This window comes from Mesorhizobium sp. B3-1-7 (assembly GCF_006439385.1).
Lineage (GTDB): Bacteria > Pseudomonadota > Alphaproteobacteria > Rhizobiales > Rhizobiaceae > Mesorhizobium.
In genome coordinates this window covers 1-18,083 of record NZ_VFTL01000063.1, presented here as the reverse complement: position 1 = coordinate 18,083, position 18,083 = coordinate 1, and the positions used below count along the sequence as shown (strand labels likewise).

The 18,083-nt window shown below is 64.9% G+C and carries 18 protein-coding genes; 6 read left to right on the top strand and 12 right to left on the bottom strand.

The window, feature by feature from the left end; all coding sequences use genetic code 11:
* Positions 1-207: 207 nt before the first annotated feature.
* Genes FJ417_RS32240 through FJ417_RS32225 form a run of 4 tightly spaced genes read right to left on the bottom strand, consistent with a single transcriptional unit; the run spans position 208 to position 3,912 of the window.
* The gene (locus tag FJ417_RS32240; protein ID WP_140786240.1) at positions 208-1,344 is read right to left on the bottom strand and encodes an ABC transporter permease; all 1,137 of its coding nucleotides are present in this window, start codon (positions 1,342-1,344) and stop codon (positions 208-210) included.
* Entirely contained in the window at positions 1,341-2,261 is a 921-nt protein-coding gene (locus FJ417_RS32235; RefSeq protein ID WP_140786239.1) for an ABC transporter ATP-binding protein, read from the bottom strand. The genes FJ417_RS32240 and FJ417_RS32235 overlap by 4 nt, the downstream gene beginning before the upstream one ends.
* The gene (locus tag FJ417_RS32230) at positions 2,258-3,211 is read right to left on the bottom strand and encodes an HlyD family efflux transporter periplasmic adaptor subunit (protein WP_140786238.1); all 954 of its coding nucleotides are present in this window, start codon (positions 3,209-3,211) and stop codon (positions 2,258-2,260) included. The genes FJ417_RS32235 and FJ417_RS32230 overlap by 4 nt, the downstream gene beginning before the upstream one ends.
* Entirely contained in the window at positions 3,208-3,912 is a 705-nt protein-coding gene (locus FJ417_RS32225) for a DUF1956 domain-containing protein (RefSeq protein WP_140658164.1), read from the bottom strand. Before FJ417_RS32225 ends, FJ417_RS32230 begins: the two co-directional genes overlap by 4 nt.
* A gap of 90 nt (positions 3,913-4,002) precedes the next feature.
* Here FJ417_RS32225 and FJ417_RS32220 point away from each other — a divergent pair, with 90 nt between their 5' ends.
* Both FJ417_RS32220 and FJ417_RS32215 read left to right on the top strand, forming a co-directional pair.
* Entirely contained in the window at positions 4,003-4,476 is a 474-nt protein-coding gene (locus tag FJ417_RS32220) for a CYTH domain-containing protein (RefSeq protein WP_140786237.1), read from the top strand.
* A complete protein-coding gene (locus FJ417_RS32215) occupies positions 4,473-5,405 on the top strand; it encodes a CHAD domain-containing protein (RefSeq protein ID WP_140786236.1) in 933 nt (310 codons plus the stop codon). The genes FJ417_RS32220 and FJ417_RS32215 overlap by 4 nt, the downstream gene beginning before the upstream one ends.
* A 49-nt stretch (positions 5,406-5,454) precedes the next feature.
* Here the strand turns inward: FJ417_RS32215 and FJ417_RS32210 are convergent, their stop codons facing one another.
* Positions 5,455-6,240 carry a helix-turn-helix transcriptional regulator gene (locus FJ417_RS32210; protein WP_140786235.1) on the bottom strand — a complete coding sequence of 262 codons (786 nt, stop codon included), beginning with the start codon at positions 6,238-6,240 and terminating at the stop codon, positions 5,455-5,457.
* Between the two features lie 113 nt (positions 6,241-6,353).
* On the opposite strand from FJ417_RS32210, the gene FJ417_RS32205 reads away from it, so the two are divergent.
* Entirely contained in the window at positions 6,354-7,205 is an 852-nt protein-coding gene (locus FJ417_RS32205; RefSeq protein ID WP_140786234.1) for an ATP/GTP-binding protein, read from the top strand.
* A 172-nt stretch (positions 7,206-7,377) separates the two neighbouring features.
* The gene (locus tag FJ417_RS32200) at positions 7,378-8,304 is read left to right on the top strand and encodes a DMT family transporter (RefSeq protein WP_140786233.1); all 927 of its coding nucleotides are present in this window, start codon (positions 7,378-7,380) and stop codon (positions 8,302-8,304) included.
* A 70-nt stretch (positions 8,305-8,374) separates the two neighbouring features.
* On the opposite strand, the gene FJ417_RS32195 is transcribed toward FJ417_RS32200, so the two are convergent.
* From FJ417_RS32195 to FJ417_RS32185, 3 genes are all read right to left on the bottom strand, one after another.
* Positions 8,375-8,644 carry a helix-turn-helix transcriptional regulator gene (locus tag FJ417_RS32195; RefSeq protein ID WP_140786232.1) on the bottom strand — a complete coding sequence of 90 codons (270 nt, stop codon included), beginning with the start codon at positions 8,642-8,644 and terminating at the stop codon, positions 8,375-8,377.
* Between the two features lie 90 nt (positions 8,645-8,734).
* On the bottom strand, positions 8,735-9,436 hold the full coding sequence (locus tag FJ417_RS32190; protein WP_140658152.1) for a phosphatase PAP2 family protein: 702 nt from the start codon (positions 9,434-9,436) through the stop codon (positions 8,735-8,737).
* An 18-nt stretch (positions 9,437-9,454) separates the two neighbouring features.
* Positions 9,455-9,793: a hypothetical protein gene (locus FJ417_RS32185; RefSeq protein ID WP_140786242.1), complete on the bottom strand. Its 339-nt coding sequence runs from the start codon at positions 9,791-9,793 to the stop codon at positions 9,455-9,457.
* 272 nt (positions 9,794-10,065) lie between these two features.
* Here FJ417_RS32185 and FJ417_RS32180 point away from each other — a divergent pair, with 272 nt between their 5' ends.
* A complete protein-coding gene (locus FJ417_RS32180) occupies positions 10,066-12,063 on the top strand; it encodes a PhoX family phosphatase (RefSeq protein ID WP_140786231.1) in 1,998 nt (665 codons plus the stop codon).
* Between the two features lie 244 nt (positions 12,064-12,307).
* On the opposite strand, the gene FJ417_RS32175 is transcribed toward FJ417_RS32180, so the two are convergent.
* Complete coding sequence (locus FJ417_RS32175) at positions 12,308-12,643, bottom strand: GNAT family N-acetyltransferase (RefSeq protein WP_246687629.1); 336 nt, start codon at positions 12,641-12,643, stop codon at positions 12,308-12,310.
* Positions 12,644-12,880: 237 nt separating this feature from the next.
* On the opposite strand from FJ417_RS32175, the gene FJ417_RS32170 reads away from it, so the two are divergent.
* Positions 12,881-13,918, top strand: a complete 1,038-nt coding sequence (locus FJ417_RS32170) for a phosphatidylglycerol lysyltransferase domain-containing protein (protein ID WP_140709351.1) — start codon at positions 12,881-12,883, stop codon at positions 13,916-13,918.
* Positions 13,919-13,972: 54 nt separating this feature from the next.
* On the opposite strand, the gene FJ417_RS32165 is transcribed toward FJ417_RS32170, so the two are convergent.
* The 3 genes from FJ417_RS32165 to FJ417_RS32155 form a co-directional block, all read right to left on the bottom strand.
* Positions 13,973-14,752, bottom strand: a complete 780-nt coding sequence (locus FJ417_RS32165) for an ABC transporter permease (RefSeq protein WP_140709343.1) — start codon at positions 14,750-14,752, stop codon at positions 13,973-13,975.
* Positions 14,749-15,675: an ABC transporter ATP-binding protein gene (locus tag FJ417_RS32160; RefSeq protein WP_140709341.1), complete on the bottom strand. Its 927-nt coding sequence runs from the start codon at positions 15,673-15,675 to the stop codon at positions 14,749-14,751. Before FJ417_RS32160 ends, FJ417_RS32165 begins: the two co-directional genes overlap by 4 nt.
* Before the next feature lie 135 nt (positions 15,676-15,810).
* Positions 15,811-17,514: a phospholipase D-like domain-containing protein gene (locus tag FJ417_RS32155; protein WP_140786230.1), complete on the bottom strand. Its 1,704-nt coding sequence runs from the start codon at positions 17,512-17,514 to the stop codon at positions 15,811-15,813.
* Positions 17,515-18,083: the final 569 nt, after the last annotated feature.

The window sequence follows — 18,083 nt, the reverse complement described above, 5'->3', positions numbered from 1 at the left end:
GCTTCTTGCGCAAACTAAGCGTATTCCCGGCAATGTCCGCTTTCGGCGAATGGAGAAGTCCACGTAATGACTGACGTCGGGCGCAAAGCAGCCATTGCCTGGCTCGGGGCCTGATCCGGCTTAAAACGTGCCGTTCATCGATGTTCGGTTCTGGCCACAACAAGGCCGTTCGACCCACTCCCGCTCGCCCCGCATTGTCCTCCGCCCCTAATCCAGCGTCCGCCTGAACCGCACCAGGGCCACGCCGGCAAACAGCGCCACGAACACCACCAGCCAGCCGATCTCGGTCGCCACCGCCGGCAGTTGCGCCCCCTTCAGCATCACCGCGCGGGTGATGCGCAGGAAATGTGTCAGCGGAAAGATCTCGCCGAAAATCTGCGCCCAGCCGGGCATGCCGCGATAGGGGAACATGAAGCCCGACAGCATGATCGAGGGCAGGAAGAAGAAAAACGTGAGCTGCAGCGCCTGCATCTGCGTGCGCGCGATCGTCGAGATCGTGTAGCCGAGTAGCACCAGCGACAGCACGAACACCAGCACCGCTGACAACAACAGAGAAAGCGAGCCGGTGAAGGGGATGGCAAACAGAAGCTTCGCCGCCGCCAGCACCACCACCACTTGCACCGCGCCCACCACCAGATAGGGCAGCACCTTGCCCAGCATGATCTCCAGCGGGCTCGACGGCATGGCCAGAAGGTTTTCCATCGTGCCGCGCTCGGTCTCGCGCGTCAGCGCGATCGAGGTCATCATCACCATCGTCATCTGCAGGATGACGCCGAGCAGGCCGGGCACGATGTTGTATTGCGAGATGCCCTCTGGATTGTAGCGCCGGTGCACGACCACATCGAGCTGGCCCCGCGCCGCCTCCTTGGCCGTCTCCTGCGTGCCTTGCGCCCTGAGCAGCGCTTGGCCGGCCACGGTGCTCAGCGTCGAGATCGCGCCGCTGGCCACCGCCGGATCGGTGGCGTCGGCCTCGATCAGGATCTGCGGATTGTCGCCGCGCTCCACCCGTCGGGCGAAATCGGCGGGAATGGTGACGACGAAGGAGACATCGCCGCGCGACATCAGGAATTCGGCTTCCTCGGCACTTTGCGCGACATGATCGAAGCGGTAGTAGCCCGTCGTCTGCAGCGCCGAGACCATGGCGCGCGTATAGGGATCGCTGCTGGTCGCCACCAGGGCGGCCGGCAGGCTCTTCGGGTCGTTGTTGATCGCATAGCCGAACAGCACCAGCTGGATCAGCGGCACGCCCAGCATCATGGCGAAGGTGATGCGGTCGCGCCGCATCTGGATGAATTCCTTGATCAGCAGCGCGCCGAGCCTGGCGAAGGAGAAGACCGCGTTCATGCCATGTTGTCCTTCGAGCCGGACATGAACTGGATGAACACATCCTCGAGGCTTGTCTCGCCGGGCTTCACCGTGACGCCCTTATGCTCCTTCTCGACATCGGCGAGCGCCTTTTCCAGCGCCGCCTTGTCGGAACCGACGACATGCAGCGTCGCGCCGAACGGCGCCACCTGGTCGACGCCGGGACGGCCCTGCAGCGCCTCGGCCACCTGGTCGAGCCGCGGCCCCTGCAGCACGAAGGTGGTCAGCCCGGCATTCTTCACCACCTCGTCCACCGTGCCGGTGGCGAGCATCTTGCCGTAGGAGATGTAGCTGATGCGGTGGCAGCGCTCGGCCTCGTCCATATAGTGGGTGGAAACGAGCACGGTCAGCCCGCCGCCGGCCAGTCGATGGATCTCGTCCCAGAACTCGCGTCGCGCCTTCGGGTCGACACCCGCCGTCGGCTCGTCGAGCAGGAGCAGCTTCGGCTTGTGCATGATGCAGGCGGCCAAGGCCAGCCGTTGCTTCCAACCGCCGGAAAGCGTGCCGGCAAGCTGGTCGCGACGGCTCGTCAGGCCGAGCTCCTGAAGCGTGCGCGCGACATATTCCTCCACCGGCCTCAGCCGGTAGAGCCGCGCAACGAATTCGAGGTTCTCGCCGATCGTCAAATCCTCGTAGAAAGAGAACTTCTGCGTCATGTAGCCGACTTCGCGCTTGATCTTGAGCGCGTCGCTGCGGATGTCGAAGCCCAGCACCGTGCCGTCGCCCTCGTCCGGCGTGAGCAGCCCGCACATGATGCGGATGGTCGTCGTCTTGCCCGAGCCGTTCGGCCCGAGGAAACCGACGATCTCGCCTTCGGCGACCGTCATCGTCACATGGTCGACGACGGTCTTGTCGCCGAAGCGCTTGACCAGGCCGCGAACGTCGATTGCGTTCATTGCCCGAGATCCGCGAGATCGACATCGACGATCTGGCCGGGCTGCAAGGGCCCGGCATTGCCGTCCGGCCGCGCTTCGACCAGATAGACCAGCTTCTGCCGGTTCTCGAGCGAATAGATCACCGGCGGCGTGAACTCCGGATCGGGCGAGACATAGCTGACACGTGCCTTCAGCCCCGTCCCGCAACCGTCGCAATGGACGTTGAGCTCGGTGCCGACCTTGACCGACGAGAAGGCGCTTTCCGGCACATAGACGCTGAGCTTCACGGCGCCGTCCGGCAGCACCGAGATCACCGGCGCGGTCGGCCCGGCGGTGTCGCCGGGATTGCGGATGACGTCGTTGACGCGGCCGGGCGAGGGCGCCGTCAGCACCCGCTTCGACAGCCGCCACTCGGCCTGCTCCAGGGTCGACTGCGCCTGCTTGACCTGGTTGTCGGCGGCCTTGATGGTCTCGGCCCGCGCCGGCAGGTTGCCGACGGCGAGATTGGCTTCCGCCTGGCCGACCTGGGCCGTGGCGGTCTCCAGCGAAGCCGAGGCGGTGTCGTAGTCGGCCTGGGTGCCGGTGCCGCGTTTGTAGAGATCGCTCGCCCGGTCGTATTTGCGCTTGGCGTCGGCTGCCTGGGCTTTTGCCATGTCGACCTCGGCCTTGAGCACCGCGATTTCCTCAGGGCGCTTGCCGACCTGCAGGTCGGCAAGCTGGGCCTGCGCCTGCGCCAACGCCGCCTGCGCTTGCGCGACCTCGATCTTGGCGTCGGCGTCCTCGAGCGTCGCCACCGGCGTGCCGCTCTCGACGCGGTCGCCGCGCCTGACGGTCACCGTCGCCACCTGGGCCACTTCGATCGGCGCCATCAGCACATATTCGCCTTCGACATAGCCGACGGCCAGGGGCGCCGCCGGCGCGCAGGCGCCGAACAATTGGGCCGCGAGCGGCAGCGAACAGAGAAAGCTCATGATTTGCCCTTCTTGCCGGCGCGCGCATCGCGTGCCGCCAGCATCGCCCTGAGGTTGTCGGTCGCGACTGCCACCACCTTGGCGGCCTCTTCATTGCCGATCCCGCGCCAGCCCATCCGGCGCATCACCGCCTCGCGGCCGATGCGGAAATAGATGACCTGGCCGATCATGGTGAAGACGGTGAGCTTGGTCGTCTCGCTCTCGGCCGGTTCGCCGGTCGCCTGCTCCCAGATCTGGCACAGCCGCCGGTGCGTCGGCTCGAACACGCCGGCATAGATGCGGTCGAGCGCGGCGGTCGGATGCGAGAGCTCGCGAAGTACGAATTGTACGATCTCGCCGGCCTGCGGACTGGCCACGACGAAGCCCACCATCCGCTCGAGCGCTGCGAAAAGCTGGGCACGGGCGGCTTCCGGTTCCGGCGGCGCGGCGGCCTGATCGCCGCCCAGCGCCTGGCCGGCGATCCCCTGGATGGTGTCGACGATAAAATCGGCGGCGGCGGCGCGCAGGCCTTCCTTGCCGCCGAAATGATAGGCGATCGAGCCGATATTGGCCTTGGCCTCGGCCGCGATCTCGCGCGTCGAGGTGCCGTCGAAACCTTGCCGCCCGAACAGCTTGAGCGCCGCGTGCACCAGCGCGGTGCGCGTCTGCTCGGCGGTGGTGGCCTCGCGCGGCTGCCTTTTTATGCTTGGCTGCTTGTTCATATTCAGACTTTAATCATTCGATTGATTAAAGTCAAGTTTGACTCCGAGGCGGCTTGCCTTCTCGACCCTCACAGGCTTTAGTGCCCGGCCATGGGCAAGGAAGTCGAGCGCAAATTCCTGGTCTCCGGTCCGGCCTGGCGCGACAGGGTCGACGCGGAAATCCGCATTCGCCAGTTCTATGTCGCCGCCCAGCCCGGCCGCACGGTGCGCGTACGCATCAGCGACGGGCGCTCCGCCAGGCTGACGCTGAAGTTCGGCGACAGGGCGCGCGAGCGCGATGAGTTCGAATATTCGATCCCGCTTGCCGAGGCCGAGGAACTGATGGCATTTGCGCTGGGGCGTGTCATCGAGAAGACACGCCACCATGTTAGACACCGCGGCTATCTCTATGAAGTCGATGTTTTCGGCGGAAAGCTCGCGGGGTTGGTGATCGCGGAGCTGGAGACGCCGGAGGACGTATCTGACGAAATGCTGCCCGACTGGCTAGGTCGCGAGGTCACCGGCGAGTCGAAATTCTACAACGCGTCGCTGGCCCTCGGGGGGATTCCGGAGATCGCCGCATGAGCTTCCGCATCGATCCGCGCTTGCCGCTGACCGGCGAGGTCAGGCGCATATTGGCCGATGAGATCGGCAAGGCAATCGCCCATCTCGAGATGGCGCGCGAGAAGCCGGAGCAGGGACTGCACAAATGCCGCAAGCGGCTGAAGAGTGTGCGCGCCTTGCTGCGCCTGGTTCGTTCCGGGGACGAACCATTCTGCCAGACCGAGAACGAATGCTATAAGCAGGTATCGGCGCTGCTGGCCGGGCCGCGCGAGGCAACCGCCTTGATCGAAACCGTCGATCGCCTGGCCGATGCCTTTCCGGAACAATCCGCCGGCGGCGGTCTCGATCCCGTGCGCGAGCGGCTGGTGCTGCGCCAGCATGAGCTCCATGCCGGTCCCGGCCTCGACGCCGCCATCAATGCGGCGATAGCCGCTTGCCGGGAGGGCCTGGAGCGCATCGACAGGCTGGCCCTGCCCGACCAGCCGGAACAGGCCGCCGACATCCTCGCCGCCGGCGCCCGCGCCACCTTGCGGCGGGCGAAGAAGGCGCTGGACAAGGCGGAGTCGCGCGGCGAGGACGAGGACTTTCACGACCTGCGCAAGGCGGTCAAGACGCATTCCATGCATCTGTCGCTACTCGGCCGCCTGTGGCCGACGCCGATCAAGGCGCGCCGCAAGGCGGTCGACAGGTTCGGCGAGCAACTCGGCGAATTGCACGACGTCTTCGTCATGCGCGCCCTGCTCGCCGCCGAAGGCGAGCCGCTCGGCTCCGCCGACGACACGAAGCTGCTGCGCAAGCTGCTGAAGCGCTCCGAAAAGAGCCTGACCAAGGCCTGCCTCGCCGATGCCGCCGAGCTGTTCGGCGACAGCCCGAAACGCTCGGCCAAAAAACTCGCCCGCAAGGCGCGCGACGATATCGCCGGACCCCAGGAAGAAGCGAAAGCGGCGTGACGCCCTTTCCTTCTCCCACAAGGGGTCCCAAAAGGGAGAAGCGGCAGAGCTACGCCGGCAGCGTCCGTTTCTCCTTCGCCGGCTTTGCCCCCGCATCCCTCGGATGCGGGCCGATCGGCATGATCGCGGGAAACGGCGTCGCGCCGAAAGCAAAGGTCCATTTGTAGCCGGTGAGCTGGTCCTCCGGCGTGGTGTGCTGGTCGTGATGGGCAAGCAGCTTGGCGCGCTCGGCGAGCTCCTCGGCCTCGCGCCGCAGCATCTCCGCCGTTTGCGGCCGCATTCGCCTGGAAAAGCTGATGAAGGTCGCGCCCTGCTCCATGTGGCCGAGCGCCCAGCCGACAAAATTCTTGTTGGTCATCTCGAAATGCGGCTTCAGCGGTCCCTCGAAATCCCACTGGATCGGCGTGTCGAGGAGCAGCCTTGCCGACAGGCCGCGCCCCAGCGCCACCAGCCCGAGCTCCTCGAGATCGCGCAGGTAGAGGAACATCGAAGCTTCGCTCAGGCCCTGCGAGCGCATGATGCCTTCGGCCGTGAATTTCTCCGACAGCATGATGAAGACGAAGAGCAGCGCCGGCCGCGCCGCCAGGCGGCGCTCGATCTCCGGCCCGACGCGGTTGGCCGGGCCCGGTCCCCGGTTCATCGCGCCGAGCACGTTCTCCAGCTCGACATCGGCCGCGGCGCAGATCTCCATCAGCCGGTCGAGCTTGCAGTTCCGCTCATGGAAGATGCGCTTCACCGTCGGCTCGGAAACGCCCATGCGTTCGGCCAACGTCCGGTAGGTCAGGCCCTTGGCCTTCAGCGTCCGTTTCAGCGCCTCGAAGATCGGACCGTTCATGGAATGCGCCTCCTTCATCCGATTTGGTATCGAAGAACGATACTAGTCTTGTTCCGGCTTCCGGGAAAGTATCGAAAATACTAGCTCTCCGCCGTCATTGCAGGAGAGCACCCATGAAACGTCTCATCGCCTCAACCGTCGTCGCAACGATCGCCGTGTCTGTCGCGCAGGCCGGCGAACTCTGGCGCGCCACCGGCTTCGAGCAGCCGGAATCCGCGCTTGTCGATGCCGCCCACAACCGCATCGTCGTCTCCAACATCGCCGGCAATCCCGGCGACGCGGACGGCAATGGCTACTTGTCGCTTCTGTCGATGGACGGCAAGGTCATCGCCCGCCACTGGGTGGACGGCATGGACGCGCCCAAGGGCATGGCGATCGCCGGTGGCAGGCTCTACGCCGCCGACATCACCAAGGTGCGCGTCGTCGACCTCGCCAGCGGCAGACTGGTCGAGACCATCGATGTGCCGGGCGCCGTGTTTCTCAACGACATGACGCAGGACAGCGCCGGCAAGGTCTATGTCAGCGACATGCTGGCCGACACGATCTACCGCATCGACGGCGACAGGCCGGAGCTGTTCGTCAAGGATCCGCTGCTCGCCTCGCCCAATGGTGTGTTCGCCGATGGCGGCAGGCTGATCGTCGCGTCCTGGGGCAAGGGCATCAACAAGACCGATTTCAGCACCGCCGAGCCGGGCGGCCTACTGTCGGTCGACCTCGCCACGAAGAAGGTCACGCCGCTGCCCGGCGCTCAAAATTTCGCCGACCTCGACGGTGTCATCGCTATTGGCGACACCATCTACGCCACCGCCTACATGACCGGCACGCTTTACAGCTACAAAACAGGCGGCGCGCCGGAAGCGGTGGCGCGCTTCAAACCCGGCAGCGCCGACATCGGCACCGACGGTGAAAAGATCTTCGTGCCGCTGATGGGCGAAGGCGAGGTCGTGGCGCTGTCACTGGATTGAGCACGTCGCGGCGGAGAAGCATTGCAACGCCGGCGGGACAGCGTTTCGCATCTCGGCACTGCAGCGGCGAGGCGAGTTTTTCGCCTCGCCGATCGGGATTAGACCGTCATATCGACGGCGCTGCCATCTGGTTTCGCCGCTTGCTCCGTACTATCCGGCTCCCATCCGTCACATGAGCGAAGCCGTGAAGACATCCAGCCTGACCGGCGCCGTTTCGCCGATGATCCCCGTGCTCACATGCGCGCTGGCGATCTTCCTGCTCTCCGGCATGGATGCGGCAATGAAGTCCCTGGCCCTCGCGGTCGGCGTCTATAACACGCTGCTGTGGCGAAGCCTGGTTGCCACGTTGGTCGCGGGCGCCGCCTGGTCGGCGGGGTCGCGCTCGAGGCCGAGCCTTCCGGTGCTGGGCCTGCATGCGCTGCGCGCCGCGATTGTCGGCATCGTCCTGGTCTTGTTCTTTTGGGGTCTGGCGAGGCTGCCGCTCGCCGAGGCGATCGGGCTCAGCTTCGTCGCGCCGCTGTTTGCGCTTTTGCTTGCGGCATTGTTGCTGGGCGAACGCATAAGGCGGCAGGCAATCTGGGCGTCGCTGGCCGGCATGGCGGGCGTCGCGATCATATTGGCCGGCCAGTTCGGTGCGGCAAGCCATTCGCAGGACGCCCTGCTTGGCACGGCCGCGGTGCTCGCATCGACGGTGTTCTACGCCTACAATCTGATCCTCTCCAGGCAACAGGCGCTGCTGGCCAGGCCGGTCGAGATCATGCTGTTCCAGAACCTCTTCGTCGCGATCATCCTCGGTCTCGCGGCACCCTGGCTCGCGGTTGCGCTGCCGAGCGATCTCTGGCTTCCCTTGGGCGCGGTGGCGCTGCTGTCGCTCGCCGGGCAATTTTTGATGAGCTGGTCCTACGCCCGTGCCGAGGCGCAATATCTGATTCCGACCGAATACTCGGCCTTCATCTGGGCGATCGCGCTTGGCTGGTTCTTCTTCGGCGAGAAGGTGGCCTGGACCACGCTGACGGGGGCATGCCTCATCGTTGCCGGCTGCCTGATCGCCGCGCGCGCCAATCCGAAGCTTGCCGAGCCGATCGAAGCGGCGATGTGAGAGAGCGCGGCATCGGTCGGTAAATCCGGCCGCAACGGCGCCGATTTTTCCGCACCGCCGCGGTGGCGGCTCAGCCCTGCGGGTTCTGCGCCGCGGTGGCCTTGAGGCGCACGCCCCTGCCGCCGCGCTCGCTGGCCTGGTTCTCGCCGATCAGCTCCACGCCGACCTCGTCGAGCGCCTGAATGACCTTCATCAGCGTGTCGACCACGCCCCGGACGACGCCGTCGCTCGCTTCCATGCGCTGGATCGTCGGCAGCGAGACGCCGGCGCGCTCGGCGAGCGTCTTCTGGTCGATGCCGGTCAACGCCCGCGCGGCGCGCATCTGTGCGGCAGTGATCATCGGCCTGAACCCGTCTTTTGAAACTGCAGGAGATGTATATTGTAGATATTACAATGTCTCAAGCATCATTTTATATGCTTCAGCCATCGATCAGTCGCTGTCGGCCACTACTTTGCGTCGCTGCAGCAGGCGCGCCGCAAGCCAGCACAGCATGGCCCATGCGAAGCCCGCGCACCAGCCGGCAAGCACGTCGGACGGCCAGTGCACGCCAAGATAGACGCGGCTGGCGCCGATCAGCACCGTGGTGAGCACGGCAAGGCCGAGCACGAAGACTTTCGTCCTGCGATCCGGCAGGAACCGGGCCGCCAGCGAGCCGAGGGTCAGATAGGTCACCGCCGACAGCATCGCGTGACCGCTGGGAAACGAGAGCGAAGTCTCGGTGACGAGATGCGAGACGAGATCGGGGCGCGGCCGGTCGACCTCGAATTTGAGCAGGCTGGAAAGCACTTGCCCGCCCGCCACGGCCGCGAACATGAACAGAGCTGTCAGGGGTCTGCGGAGCAAGAGCAGATAGACGATCGTCGCCGTCGTGATCAGCGCCAGCACGGCGGTGCTGCCCAGCGCGGTGACGTCGCGCACCGCGCCTTCGAGCCAGGGTGGACCGATCGGACTGTCCGGCTGCCCGGCATGGCGGAAGGCAAGCAGGATTTCCGTATCGAAGGCATGTGGCGAGGTGGCGCGCGCCACCTCAATGAGCTCCACCAGGCCCCATAGACCGCCGGCGATCGCCAGCCCGGCCAGCAGCACCGGGAATTCCAACTTGTTGAGCAGCGCGTTGGCGGTCGATTTCATTCGGGCCCTTGGGTCCAGCTACAGCCGTTGCATATAGGGCCCGAGCGTGATCAGCGCGACGGCGGCGACCGCCAGCACCATGCCGGTCGCTTGCAAGGCGTTTAGCCGTTCGCCGAAGAAGGCGAGCGCCACTACATTGACCGAGACGAGCTGGATGACCGCCGACAGGCTGAACGACACCGACATGCCGAACTCGCGCACCAGCCGCAGCATGATCAGATTGCCGGCCGTGTAGAGCGCCAGGGTCAAAAGAAGCTTGGCCAGGCTCGGCGCCATCCCCCAATGCTTGGCCGCCATCGCCGCCAGCAGGAACATCACCGTCGAAATGCCGAGCTGCGCCAGTCCCCAGAAACTCACCTTGTCGTCCCCTTCTTGAAGCGCCGTCGCCACGCCGGCCGCAGCCTTTGTTTCCGAAGCGGACGAAACCGTCAAGCTGGGTGGTGGAGGATAGGGCGAAGGCCGCGGCAAGCCTCTTCTTCCCGTATAGTGACGGGTAGAAAGGGACCGACATCGACGACTTCGCCAATCACCGGGGGGTACATCGAAGCCATGTCACGAAAATGTGATCGGCGCGCTTTAGGGGTCGAAAGGTCAAAATCCCAGCCACCTCAAGAAGCCAGAGGAATCCCATGACCGTGACCCCTGAGACCCGCTTCCGCACCAGCCTGCTCGAGGAAAATGACGGCCCGCCCGTCAATCCGACCGACAACCGCACCATGGGCGAGATCATCGCCGCGCGTTTCTCGCGCCGCGGCTTTCTCATGGGCTCGCTGGCCGTCTCGGCCATTGCCGCCACCGTCAGCCCGCTGGCGCTGATCGCCGCCGACGAGGCGCGCGCCGCAGAGGCTTCGGCCTTCAAGTTCGACGAGCTCGAGGCCGGCATCGACGATAAGCATCATGTCGCGCCGGGCTATGACGCCGACGTGCTGTTGCGCTGGGGCGATCCGCTGTTCGCCGACTCGCCAGCGTTCGATCCGGCAAAACAATCGGCCGAAGCTCAGGCCAGGCAGTTCGGCTACAACAACGACTATGTCGGCTATATCCCGATCGACGGCTCCGCCGAGCACGGCTTGCTGGTCGTCAATCACGAATACACCAACCCGCATCTGATGTTCCCCGGCATCGTCTCGATCGTCGAGAAGGACGGCAAGAAGGCCGCCGAGGTGGCGCCGCTCTCCAAGGAGCAGGTCGATGTCGAGATGGCCGCGCATGGCGGCACGATCGTCGAAATCCGCAAGCAGGGCGGCAAGTGGCAGGTCGTGCGCGACGGCAAGCTCAACCGCCGCATCACCTCCAACACCGAGATGGCGCTGTCCGGCCCGGTCGCCGGCCATGATCGCGTCAAGACCAATGCCGATCCGTCCGGCGCCAAGGTCATCGGCACCGTCAACAACTGCGCCGGCGGCGTCACGCCCTGGGCCACCTATGTGATGGCCGAGGAGAACATCCACGGCTATTTCTCGGGCGAATTGCCGGAAGGCCACGGGGAGGCCGCCAACTACAAGCGCCTCGGCATTCCGGAAGGCGCCTATGAGTGGGGCGCGCATTACGACCGCTTCAACCTCGCCAAGGAGCCGAACGAGCCCAACCGGTTCGGCTGGATCGTCGAGGTCGATGTCAACGATCCGGCCTCGGTGCCGAGGAAGCGCACCGCCATGGGCCGTTTCAAGCATGAGGGCGCCGAATCGATCGTCGCCAGGGATGGCCGCGTCGTCTTCTATCTCGGCGACGACGAACGCTTCGACTACGTCTACAAATTCGTCACCGCCGGCAAGTTCAATCCCGATGACCGCGCGGCCAACATGAACCTGCTCGACGACGGCACGCTGCATGTGGCGAAGTTCGCCGAGGACGGCTCGGTCGAATGGATGCCGATCGTGTTCGGGCAGGGCCCGCTGACTGCCGAGAACGGTTTTGCGTCCCAGGCCGACGTGCTCATCGAGACGCGGCGCGCCGCCGACCTGCTCGGCGCCACCAAGATGGACCGGCCGGAGGACATCCAGCCGAATGCCGGCAACGGCAAGGTCTATGTCATGCTGACCAACAACACCAAGCGCAAGGCCGAGCAGGTCGACGCCGCCAATCCGCGCGCCGGCAACGCCTTCGGCCACATCATCGAGATCGTCGAGGACGGCGGCGACTTCGCCGCCACCAAGGGCAAATGGGAAGTGCTGCTGAAATGCGGCGATCCGTCGGTGGCCGATGTCGGCGCCACCTTCTCCACCGCGACCACCGCCCATGGTTGGTTCGGCATGCCGGACAATTGCGCCGTCGATTCGGCCGGGCGCCTGTGGGTCGCCACCGACGGCCAGGGCCCGAAGGCCACCGGCCGCACCGATGGCCTGTGGGCGGTCGACACCGAAGGCCCGGCGCGGGCGACGTCGAAACTGTTCTTCCGCGTGCCGATCGGCGCCGAAATGTGCGGCCCGCTCTTCGCGCCGGACGACCAGACCGCTTTCGTCGCCGTCCAGCATCCGGGCGACGGCGGCGAGGACTGGGAAGGCTTTGGCCGCCCGTCCTATTACGAGGACCCGTCGACCCGCTGGCCGGACTTCAAGCCGGACATGCCGGTGCGGCCGTCCGTCGTTGCGATTACGAAGCAGGGCGGCGGCAAGATCGCGGTGTGATGCGCTGAGGGTAGCACAAACGTTGGGGATTGGCGGAAGCCTCCCCAACGTCGTCATTCTAGGGCGAAGCAGGAGCGAAGCTACGTCGCGGAAACCCTGGAATCCATGCCGTGACCGCGATCACAGGGCGCAGCGGAGCAGAATTCTGCACCGTTGCAACGCTCGCATGTCACGGAATGGATCCGCGGGTCTACGCTGCGTCGCTGCGCTCCTCGCTCCGCACGTGGATGACGAAGCCGAGCAGTCACTTTGCGCGTTGAAGCATCGCCATGTTCATCCTGTTCCTCAGGCGGAAGCCGATCGACTCGTAAACCCCGATCGCCGCCGCATTGCTGTCATAGGCGTGCAGGTACGCGACCTCGCCGCGTGCCGCGATCCTGCCCGCCACCAACACCGACAGCAGGCGGGCAACGCCGCGGAAATCCGGATGCGTGCAGACGCCGCTGAGTTCCGAGCAACCGGGCTGCCTCATGCGCTCGCCGGCCATCGCCGCCAGCCTGCCGTCGATCCTGATGCCAGAATCGCCGAGGCTCGGCGCCTCCGGCGTGAACGGGCCGGGCTTGGTGAGAGAGACGAGCAAGCAGCGCCACGCTGCCCGTCACGCCCGGTTGCGCGACGCCGAGGGATTGCGCCAAAGCCGACGCGCGCGTGGCGCGTTTCGCGCGGCCGATGGACGATACTGGACGCTTTCGGACGTTTGCCCTTCATTCGCCGCCAATTGCATCCTATATCGCGCTGGCGCGACGTGGCCGGCAGCGGTCGCCAGCGATTCGCGACCTGAGGGCGGCAGGTCATCCATTCTTGGCACGCGGAGCTCATGGCGCCCCTGCGCATCTATTTCGACAGGCTTCTCGACGCCGTGGCGCCCAAGGTTCCGCGGCGCGAGTTGACGGATGCCGAGCGCCTGGCGCTGGTGCGCCGCCATGGCGATTTCTCGCTCGCCTATTCCACGGCCGTGCAGAAGAAACTGTCCTATTTCAGCGATGGCGACGGCTATATCGCCTTCGGCACCAAGATGAGCCGTCATTTCGCCCTGGGCGATCCGGTCGCCGACCCGGCCGACCGCACGGCCTATATCAAGCGCTTCGTCGAGGCCGCCGGCGGCCCGTGGTTCGTCCAGGTCGGCGCCGACACCGCCAAGGTGCTGGCCGGCCTCGGCTACCGGGTCAATCGCCTCGGCGTCGACACCAGGCTGCTTTTGCCGGCGCATGATTTTTCCGGCAAGCGCAACGAAACCGTGCGCTATTCCGAACGCTGGCTGACGAAGAAGGGTTTTATCCTCGCCGAGGACAGGGGCGACGGGCTGCAGGAGGAGATCATTCAGCTTTCCGCCGACTGGCGAAAGGAGCGCATCATCAAGCGCTGGGAGATGGGTTTCCTCAACCGTCGCTTCGCCGAAGAGCTCGGCGCCGACATGCGCCGCTTCATGCTGCACAGCCCGGAGGGCCGGCTTCTCGCCATCCTCGATTTCGACCCGCTGTTTCGCGACGGCAAGGTCATCGGCTACACCACCTCCTTCAAGCGCAAGCAGGTCGACGCGACGCCGCATGCCGAAATCGGCTTGACCAAATTCGCCGTCGATCGCTTTCGCGAGGAGGGCATCTCTGAGGTGACGCTCGGCCTCTCGCCGCTGCTCGACATCGAGCCGAGCGGCTTTGCCGAGTCGGGCTTCTGGCGCGGCGCCTTCCAGCGCGCCTACAACTCGCCCTGGGTCAACCGCTCGCGCTTCAACCTGCAGGGCCAGGCGGCCTTCAAGCGCCGCTTCCATGGCGTCGAGGAGCCGACCTACATCGCCTTCCGCAAAGGGACTTTCGTGGAAATGCTGGGGCTGCTGCGCCTGCTGAAGGCGATTTGAAGGAGGCTCTGTTTTCCTCGCCCCCACTTCGTGGGGCGAGGAACTGAAAGTCCGTCAGTTCCTCAACCGGTAGCCCGTCTTGAAGATCCACGCCACGATCGCGATGCAGATGGCCAGGAACATCAGCGTCATGCCGAGGCTGACGCCGACCGAGACGTCAGCCTTGCCGTAAAAACTCCAGCGGAACCCGCTGATCAGGTAGACGACCGGATTGAACAGCGTGATCGTCTTCCAGATGCCCGGCAGCATGTGGATCGAATAGAAGCTGCCGCCGAGGAAGGTGAGCGGCGTGACGATGAGCAGCGGCACCAGCTGCAGCTGCTCGAAGGTCTTTGCCCAGATGCCGATGATGAAGCCGAACAGGCTGAAAGTCACCGCCGTCAGCACCAGGAAGGCGATCATCCAGAACGGATGCTCGATCCTGAGCGGCACGAACAGTGCCGCGGTGGCCAGGATGATCAGGCCGAGGATGATCGACTTGGTCGCGGCGCCTCCTACATAGGCGATGATGATCTCCAGATAGGAGACTGGGGCCGACAAAAGCTCGTAGATCGAGCCGACGAATTTCGGGAAATAGATGGCGAAGGAGGCGTTGGAGATCGATTGCGTCAGCAGCGACAGCATCATCAGGCCCGGCACGATGAAGGCGCCGTAGGCGATGCCGTCGATCTCGTTGATGCGCGAGCCGATGGCCGAGCCGAAGACGACGAAATAGAGCGATGTCGAGATGACCGGCGAGATGATGCTCTGCAGCACCGTGCGGAAGGCGCGCGCCATCTCCACCCGGTAGATCGCCCATACCGCACGAAAATTAGGGGCAGCGCGCAGGTTCATGGCTCTTGCCTCAGAAGATTGACGAAGATCTCTTCGAGCGAGCTGTTCTTGGTGTCGAGATCGCGGAACTGGATGCCGGCCGCCTCGAGGTCACGGATCAGCGAGGCGACGCCCGGACGGTCGCTCTGGTTGTCATAGGTGTAGGTGAGCTGGTTGCCGTCGTCCGACAGCTCCAATGAATAGTGGGAAAGCCCGTCCGGAACGGCGGCAAGTGGCGCGCGCAGCTCCAGTTTCATCTGCTTGCGACCGAGCTTGCGCATCAGCTCGGCCTTGCCTTCGACCAGGATGATCTCGCCCTTGTTGATGACGCCGACCCGGTCGGCCATCGCCTCGGCCTCTTCGATGTAATGCGTGGTGAGGATGATGGTGACGCCGTCTTCGCGCAGGCGCCTGACCATTGCCCACATGTCCTGGCGCAGTTCGACGTCGACGCCGGCGGTCGGCTCGTCGAGGAACAGCACGCGCGGCTCGTGCGACAGCGCCTTGGCGATCATCAGCCGGCGCTTCATGCCGCCGGACAGCGTGATCGCTTTCGAATCCTTCTTGTCCCACAGCGAGAGGTCGCGCAGCACTTTTTCGACGAAGGCCGCGTTGGGCGCCTTGCCGAACAGGCCGCGGCTGTAGTTCACCGTCGCCCAGACCGTCTCGAAGGCGTCGATGGTCAGCTCCTGCGGCACCAGCCCGATCAGGCTACGCGCCGCGCGGTAGTCCCGGCCGATGTCGTGGCCGTCGACGCTGACGCTGCCCGACGAGCGGTTGACGATGCCGCAGACGATCGAGATCAGCGTCGTCTTGCCGGCGCCGTTCGGCCCGAGCAGCGCGAAGATCTCGCCGCGCTCGATGTCGAGATTGATTTCCTTCAGCGCCTTGAAGCCGGTGGCATAGGTTTTCGTGACACCGGAGATCGAGATGATGGATGACATGCTGAAATACGGCCGGCTGGAAAAGGTGACCTGATATAGGTCGGATGCCGCCCGGTGCAACCGTGAATCGACGCCGTTCCTGACAACTTTCGACAGTGAGGAGGTTCTTTCTCCCCGTGAAACGGGGAGAAGGGACTAACCCTGCTGCGTCCAGAACGCGATCTCCTGCGCCTTGGTCCTGAGCTCGGTCTTCAGCCATTGATCGTCGTCGTCGAGGTAGCTCCACGGCGTCCTGCCCTGCGCCCGCATCTCGCGGATGTAGGAGCGGTAGCGGTAGTGGCTGTAGACCGACATCGCGTATGTGGCATAGGCGGCGGCAAGCTTCCCGTGGCCGCGCACGATCACCAGGTTCTCGTCGTTCTTCTGGCTCGCCGGCGCCGAGAAATTGTGGCTGCCGGTCACCACCACGCAGTCGTTTGAATGCGGGTCGGTCACCAGGATCTTCGAATGCACGATGGCGTGGCCGATCTGCGACAGGAAGCTGCGCCGGTTGACCTCGGCGATCCATGGCCCGAGCGGCGCGTCGAGGCCTTGCGGCTGCGCCACCGCGTAGCGGTCGGGCGTGAATTTCCGGTCGCTGCTGACCAGGTCGATGTCGAGGAAATTCTGTTCGGTGCCGCCCTCGTCCGCGCTCAGCGTCGAGACCACGCCGCGCACATACATGCCCTTTTCCCTGGCGCGCTGGCCAGCCAGCGTGTGCAGCCCCTGCTTGCCCGGCGTGAACATCAGGAACAGCACCGCCTGCCTGGCCGAGCTGATGACGTCGCGCAGCGCCGCCATGTCGGCCCCGTCGGAGGTGCGGGTGAACCAGACCGTCGCCTTGGCGGTGCCCACCGTGAAGGTTTTCGGTGCGTTGTTGTCCGCCATCAGCGCCGGCGTGAAATTGGCCGGGTCGGTCTTCGGCGGCGAGGCGTCCTTGAGCAGGTCCCAATGCTTGCGGAAATGCTCCGCCACCGCCGCGTCCTCGATCAGCAGGCCGTTGTTGACCTGCGTGCATAGGCCCGTCGTGCTCCAGTTGGTGCTGCCGGTCCACACCTTCTTCGGCTCGCCGTCTTGCGACACCACGACGAACTTGTTGTGGCCGAGGCCTTTCGATTTCAGCATCCGGTCGATGGTCGCGATGCCGTGGTCGTTGAGGTTCTTGCGCGCGTCCTTGTTGCCGTCGCCGCTTTTGTCGGAGCCGTTGGCGAGGATAAGATGCAGCCGCGGCCCGAGCCCGATCAGCGCCGTCTCCAGCGTCGCGTCGCCGAGCTCGTAGAGGGCCGCATGCAATTCGTCGCCGGCGCCTTGCGTCAGCCCGACCATGCGCAGCCCGAGATCGCCTTCCAGGAAAGCGCGGAACTTTGCGTCGCCATTGGTCTGCAGGCTCTTCTTGAAGGCCGCCGGCGAGAGCTTGTTCTTGGCCATGTAGCGGGCGACGAATTGCGACAGCACCAGGCCGCGGTTGAAGTAGCAGGAAAAGCCGCCGCCGGCGTCGGTGGCGAGCGTGTGCCAGTCCGTCCAGTCGCTCGACACGCCCTTGGTCAGCGGCTTGCCGGGGCCGGCGCTCATCATCGCGGTCACCCGGTAGCGCACGACATTGCCGACATCGGCTGCGTGGTCGGTCCAGTTGAAGCGCTGGAACGGCCACACGTCCGACGGCCGGTGGTCGCCCGATTTCGGCTTGTCCTTGGTGAAGCCGACACGGTTCTCGACGGGCTCGATCTTCTCGGTGGCGCCGGCCTTGCGGCCGCGCTCGAGCAGAAAACCCCGGCACCCGGCGATGAAGTCGCTCGGTGCCCAGGCGACGAAGGCGTCGTCGCCATTGGTGTAGACGGAGACTTTTATGTCGATGGCCATCTGTCGTTCCTCCCCATCGTCGTTGTTCCTGAAGCGCGGCCGGCATGCCCGGCCCAACAATGCAGCCAACAAGAATCCGCGCCGGAAACAGCGTCCCGGATCAGTTGAAACAGAATATTCGAAAGGTGATGGCGATGATTATGCGGTGGCAGAAGATCGGATGTCAATGTTTTGCAGCGCCAAGTATAATTCTATGAACTGCTTCACATTGTTTTCTGTTTGCCAGCAAAACAAAGGCGGATGGTTTCGCCAACCATCCAGACCGGCCTGGAGCAATTCCAGGAAAGTGCGAGCGGCGAGGTTGCCATCGGGGCTCACCGTTCCTTTCCGTGAAGTCGGCACAAGCGCCGGGGATTGGCGGAAGCCTCCCAGCCTCGTCATTCCAGGGCGGAGCAGCCGCGAAGCGGCGTCGCGCAGACCCTGGAATCCATTCCGTGACTTTGATCGAAGAGCGCAGCGGAGCAGAATTCTGCACCGTAGCAGCGCTCGGACGTCACGGAATGGCAACTGTGTTCACGCGAATGCGGTTTTGTCGCGAATGATGGCGTTGAGGACGACCAGGAGCTTCC

Bases quoted from the DNA above. Each gene is read 5' to 3' on its own strand.
- FJ417_RS32180 (WP_140786231.1), top strand. From the start codon at position 10,066: ATGACCGTGACCCCTGAGACCCGCTTCCGCACCAGCCTGCTCGAGGAA.
- FJ417_RS32195 (WP_140786232.1), bottom strand. From the start codon at position 8,644: ATGATCACTGCCGCACAGATGCGCGCCGCGCGGGCGTTGACCGGCATC.
- FJ417_RS32220 (WP_140786237.1), top strand. From the start codon at position 4,003: ATGGGCAAGGAAGTCGAGCGCAAATTCCTGGTCTCCGGTCCGGCCTGG.
- FJ417_RS32190 (WP_140658152.1), bottom strand. From the start codon at position 9,436: ATGAAATCGACCGCCAACGCGCTGCTCAACAAGTTGGAATTCCCGGTG.
- FJ417_RS32230 (WP_140786238.1), bottom strand. From the start codon at position 3,211: ATGAGCTTTCTCTGTTCGCTGCCGCTCGCGGCCCAATTGTTCGGCGCC.
- FJ417_RS32205 (WP_140786234.1), top strand. From the start codon at position 6,354: ATGAAACGTCTCATCGCCTCAACCGTCGTCGCAACGATCGCCGTGTCT.
- FJ417_RS32155 (WP_140786230.1), bottom strand. From the start codon at position 17,514: ATGGCCATCGACATAAAAGTCTCCGTCTACACCAATGGCGACGACGCC.
- FJ417_RS32240 (WP_140786240.1), bottom strand. From the start codon at position 1,344: ATGAACGCGGTCTTCTCCTTCGCCAGGCTCGGCGCGCTGCTGATCAAG.
- FJ417_RS32165 (WP_140709343.1), bottom strand. From the start codon at position 14,752: ATGAACCTGCGCGCTGCCCCTAATTTTCGTGCGGTATGGGCGATCTAC.
- FJ417_RS32160 (WP_140709341.1), bottom strand. From the start codon at position 15,675: ATGTCATCCATCATCTCGATCTCCGGTGTCACGAAAACCTATGCCACC.
- FJ417_RS32225 (WP_140658164.1), bottom strand. From the start codon at position 3,912: ATGAACAAGCAGCCAAGCATAAAAAGGCAGCCGCGCGAGGCCACCACC.
- FJ417_RS32200 (WP_140786233.1), top strand. From the start codon at position 7,378: ATGAGCGAAGCCGTGAAGACATCCAGCCTGACCGGCGCCGTTTCGCCG.
- FJ417_RS32235 (WP_140786239.1), bottom strand. From the start codon at position 2,261: ATGAACGCAATCGACGTTCGCGGCCTGGTCAAGCGCTTCGGCGACAAG.
- FJ417_RS32210 (WP_140786235.1), bottom strand. From the start codon at position 6,240: ATGAACGGTCCGATCTTCGAGGCGCTGAAACGGACGCTGAAGGCCAAG.
- FJ417_RS32215 (WP_140786236.1), top strand. From the start codon at position 4,473: ATGAGCTTCCGCATCGATCCGCGCTTGCCGCTGACCGGCGAGGTCAGG.
- FJ417_RS32170 (WP_140709351.1), top strand. From the start codon at position 12,881: ATGGCGCCCCTGCGCATCTATTTCGACAGGCTTCTCGACGCCGTGGCG.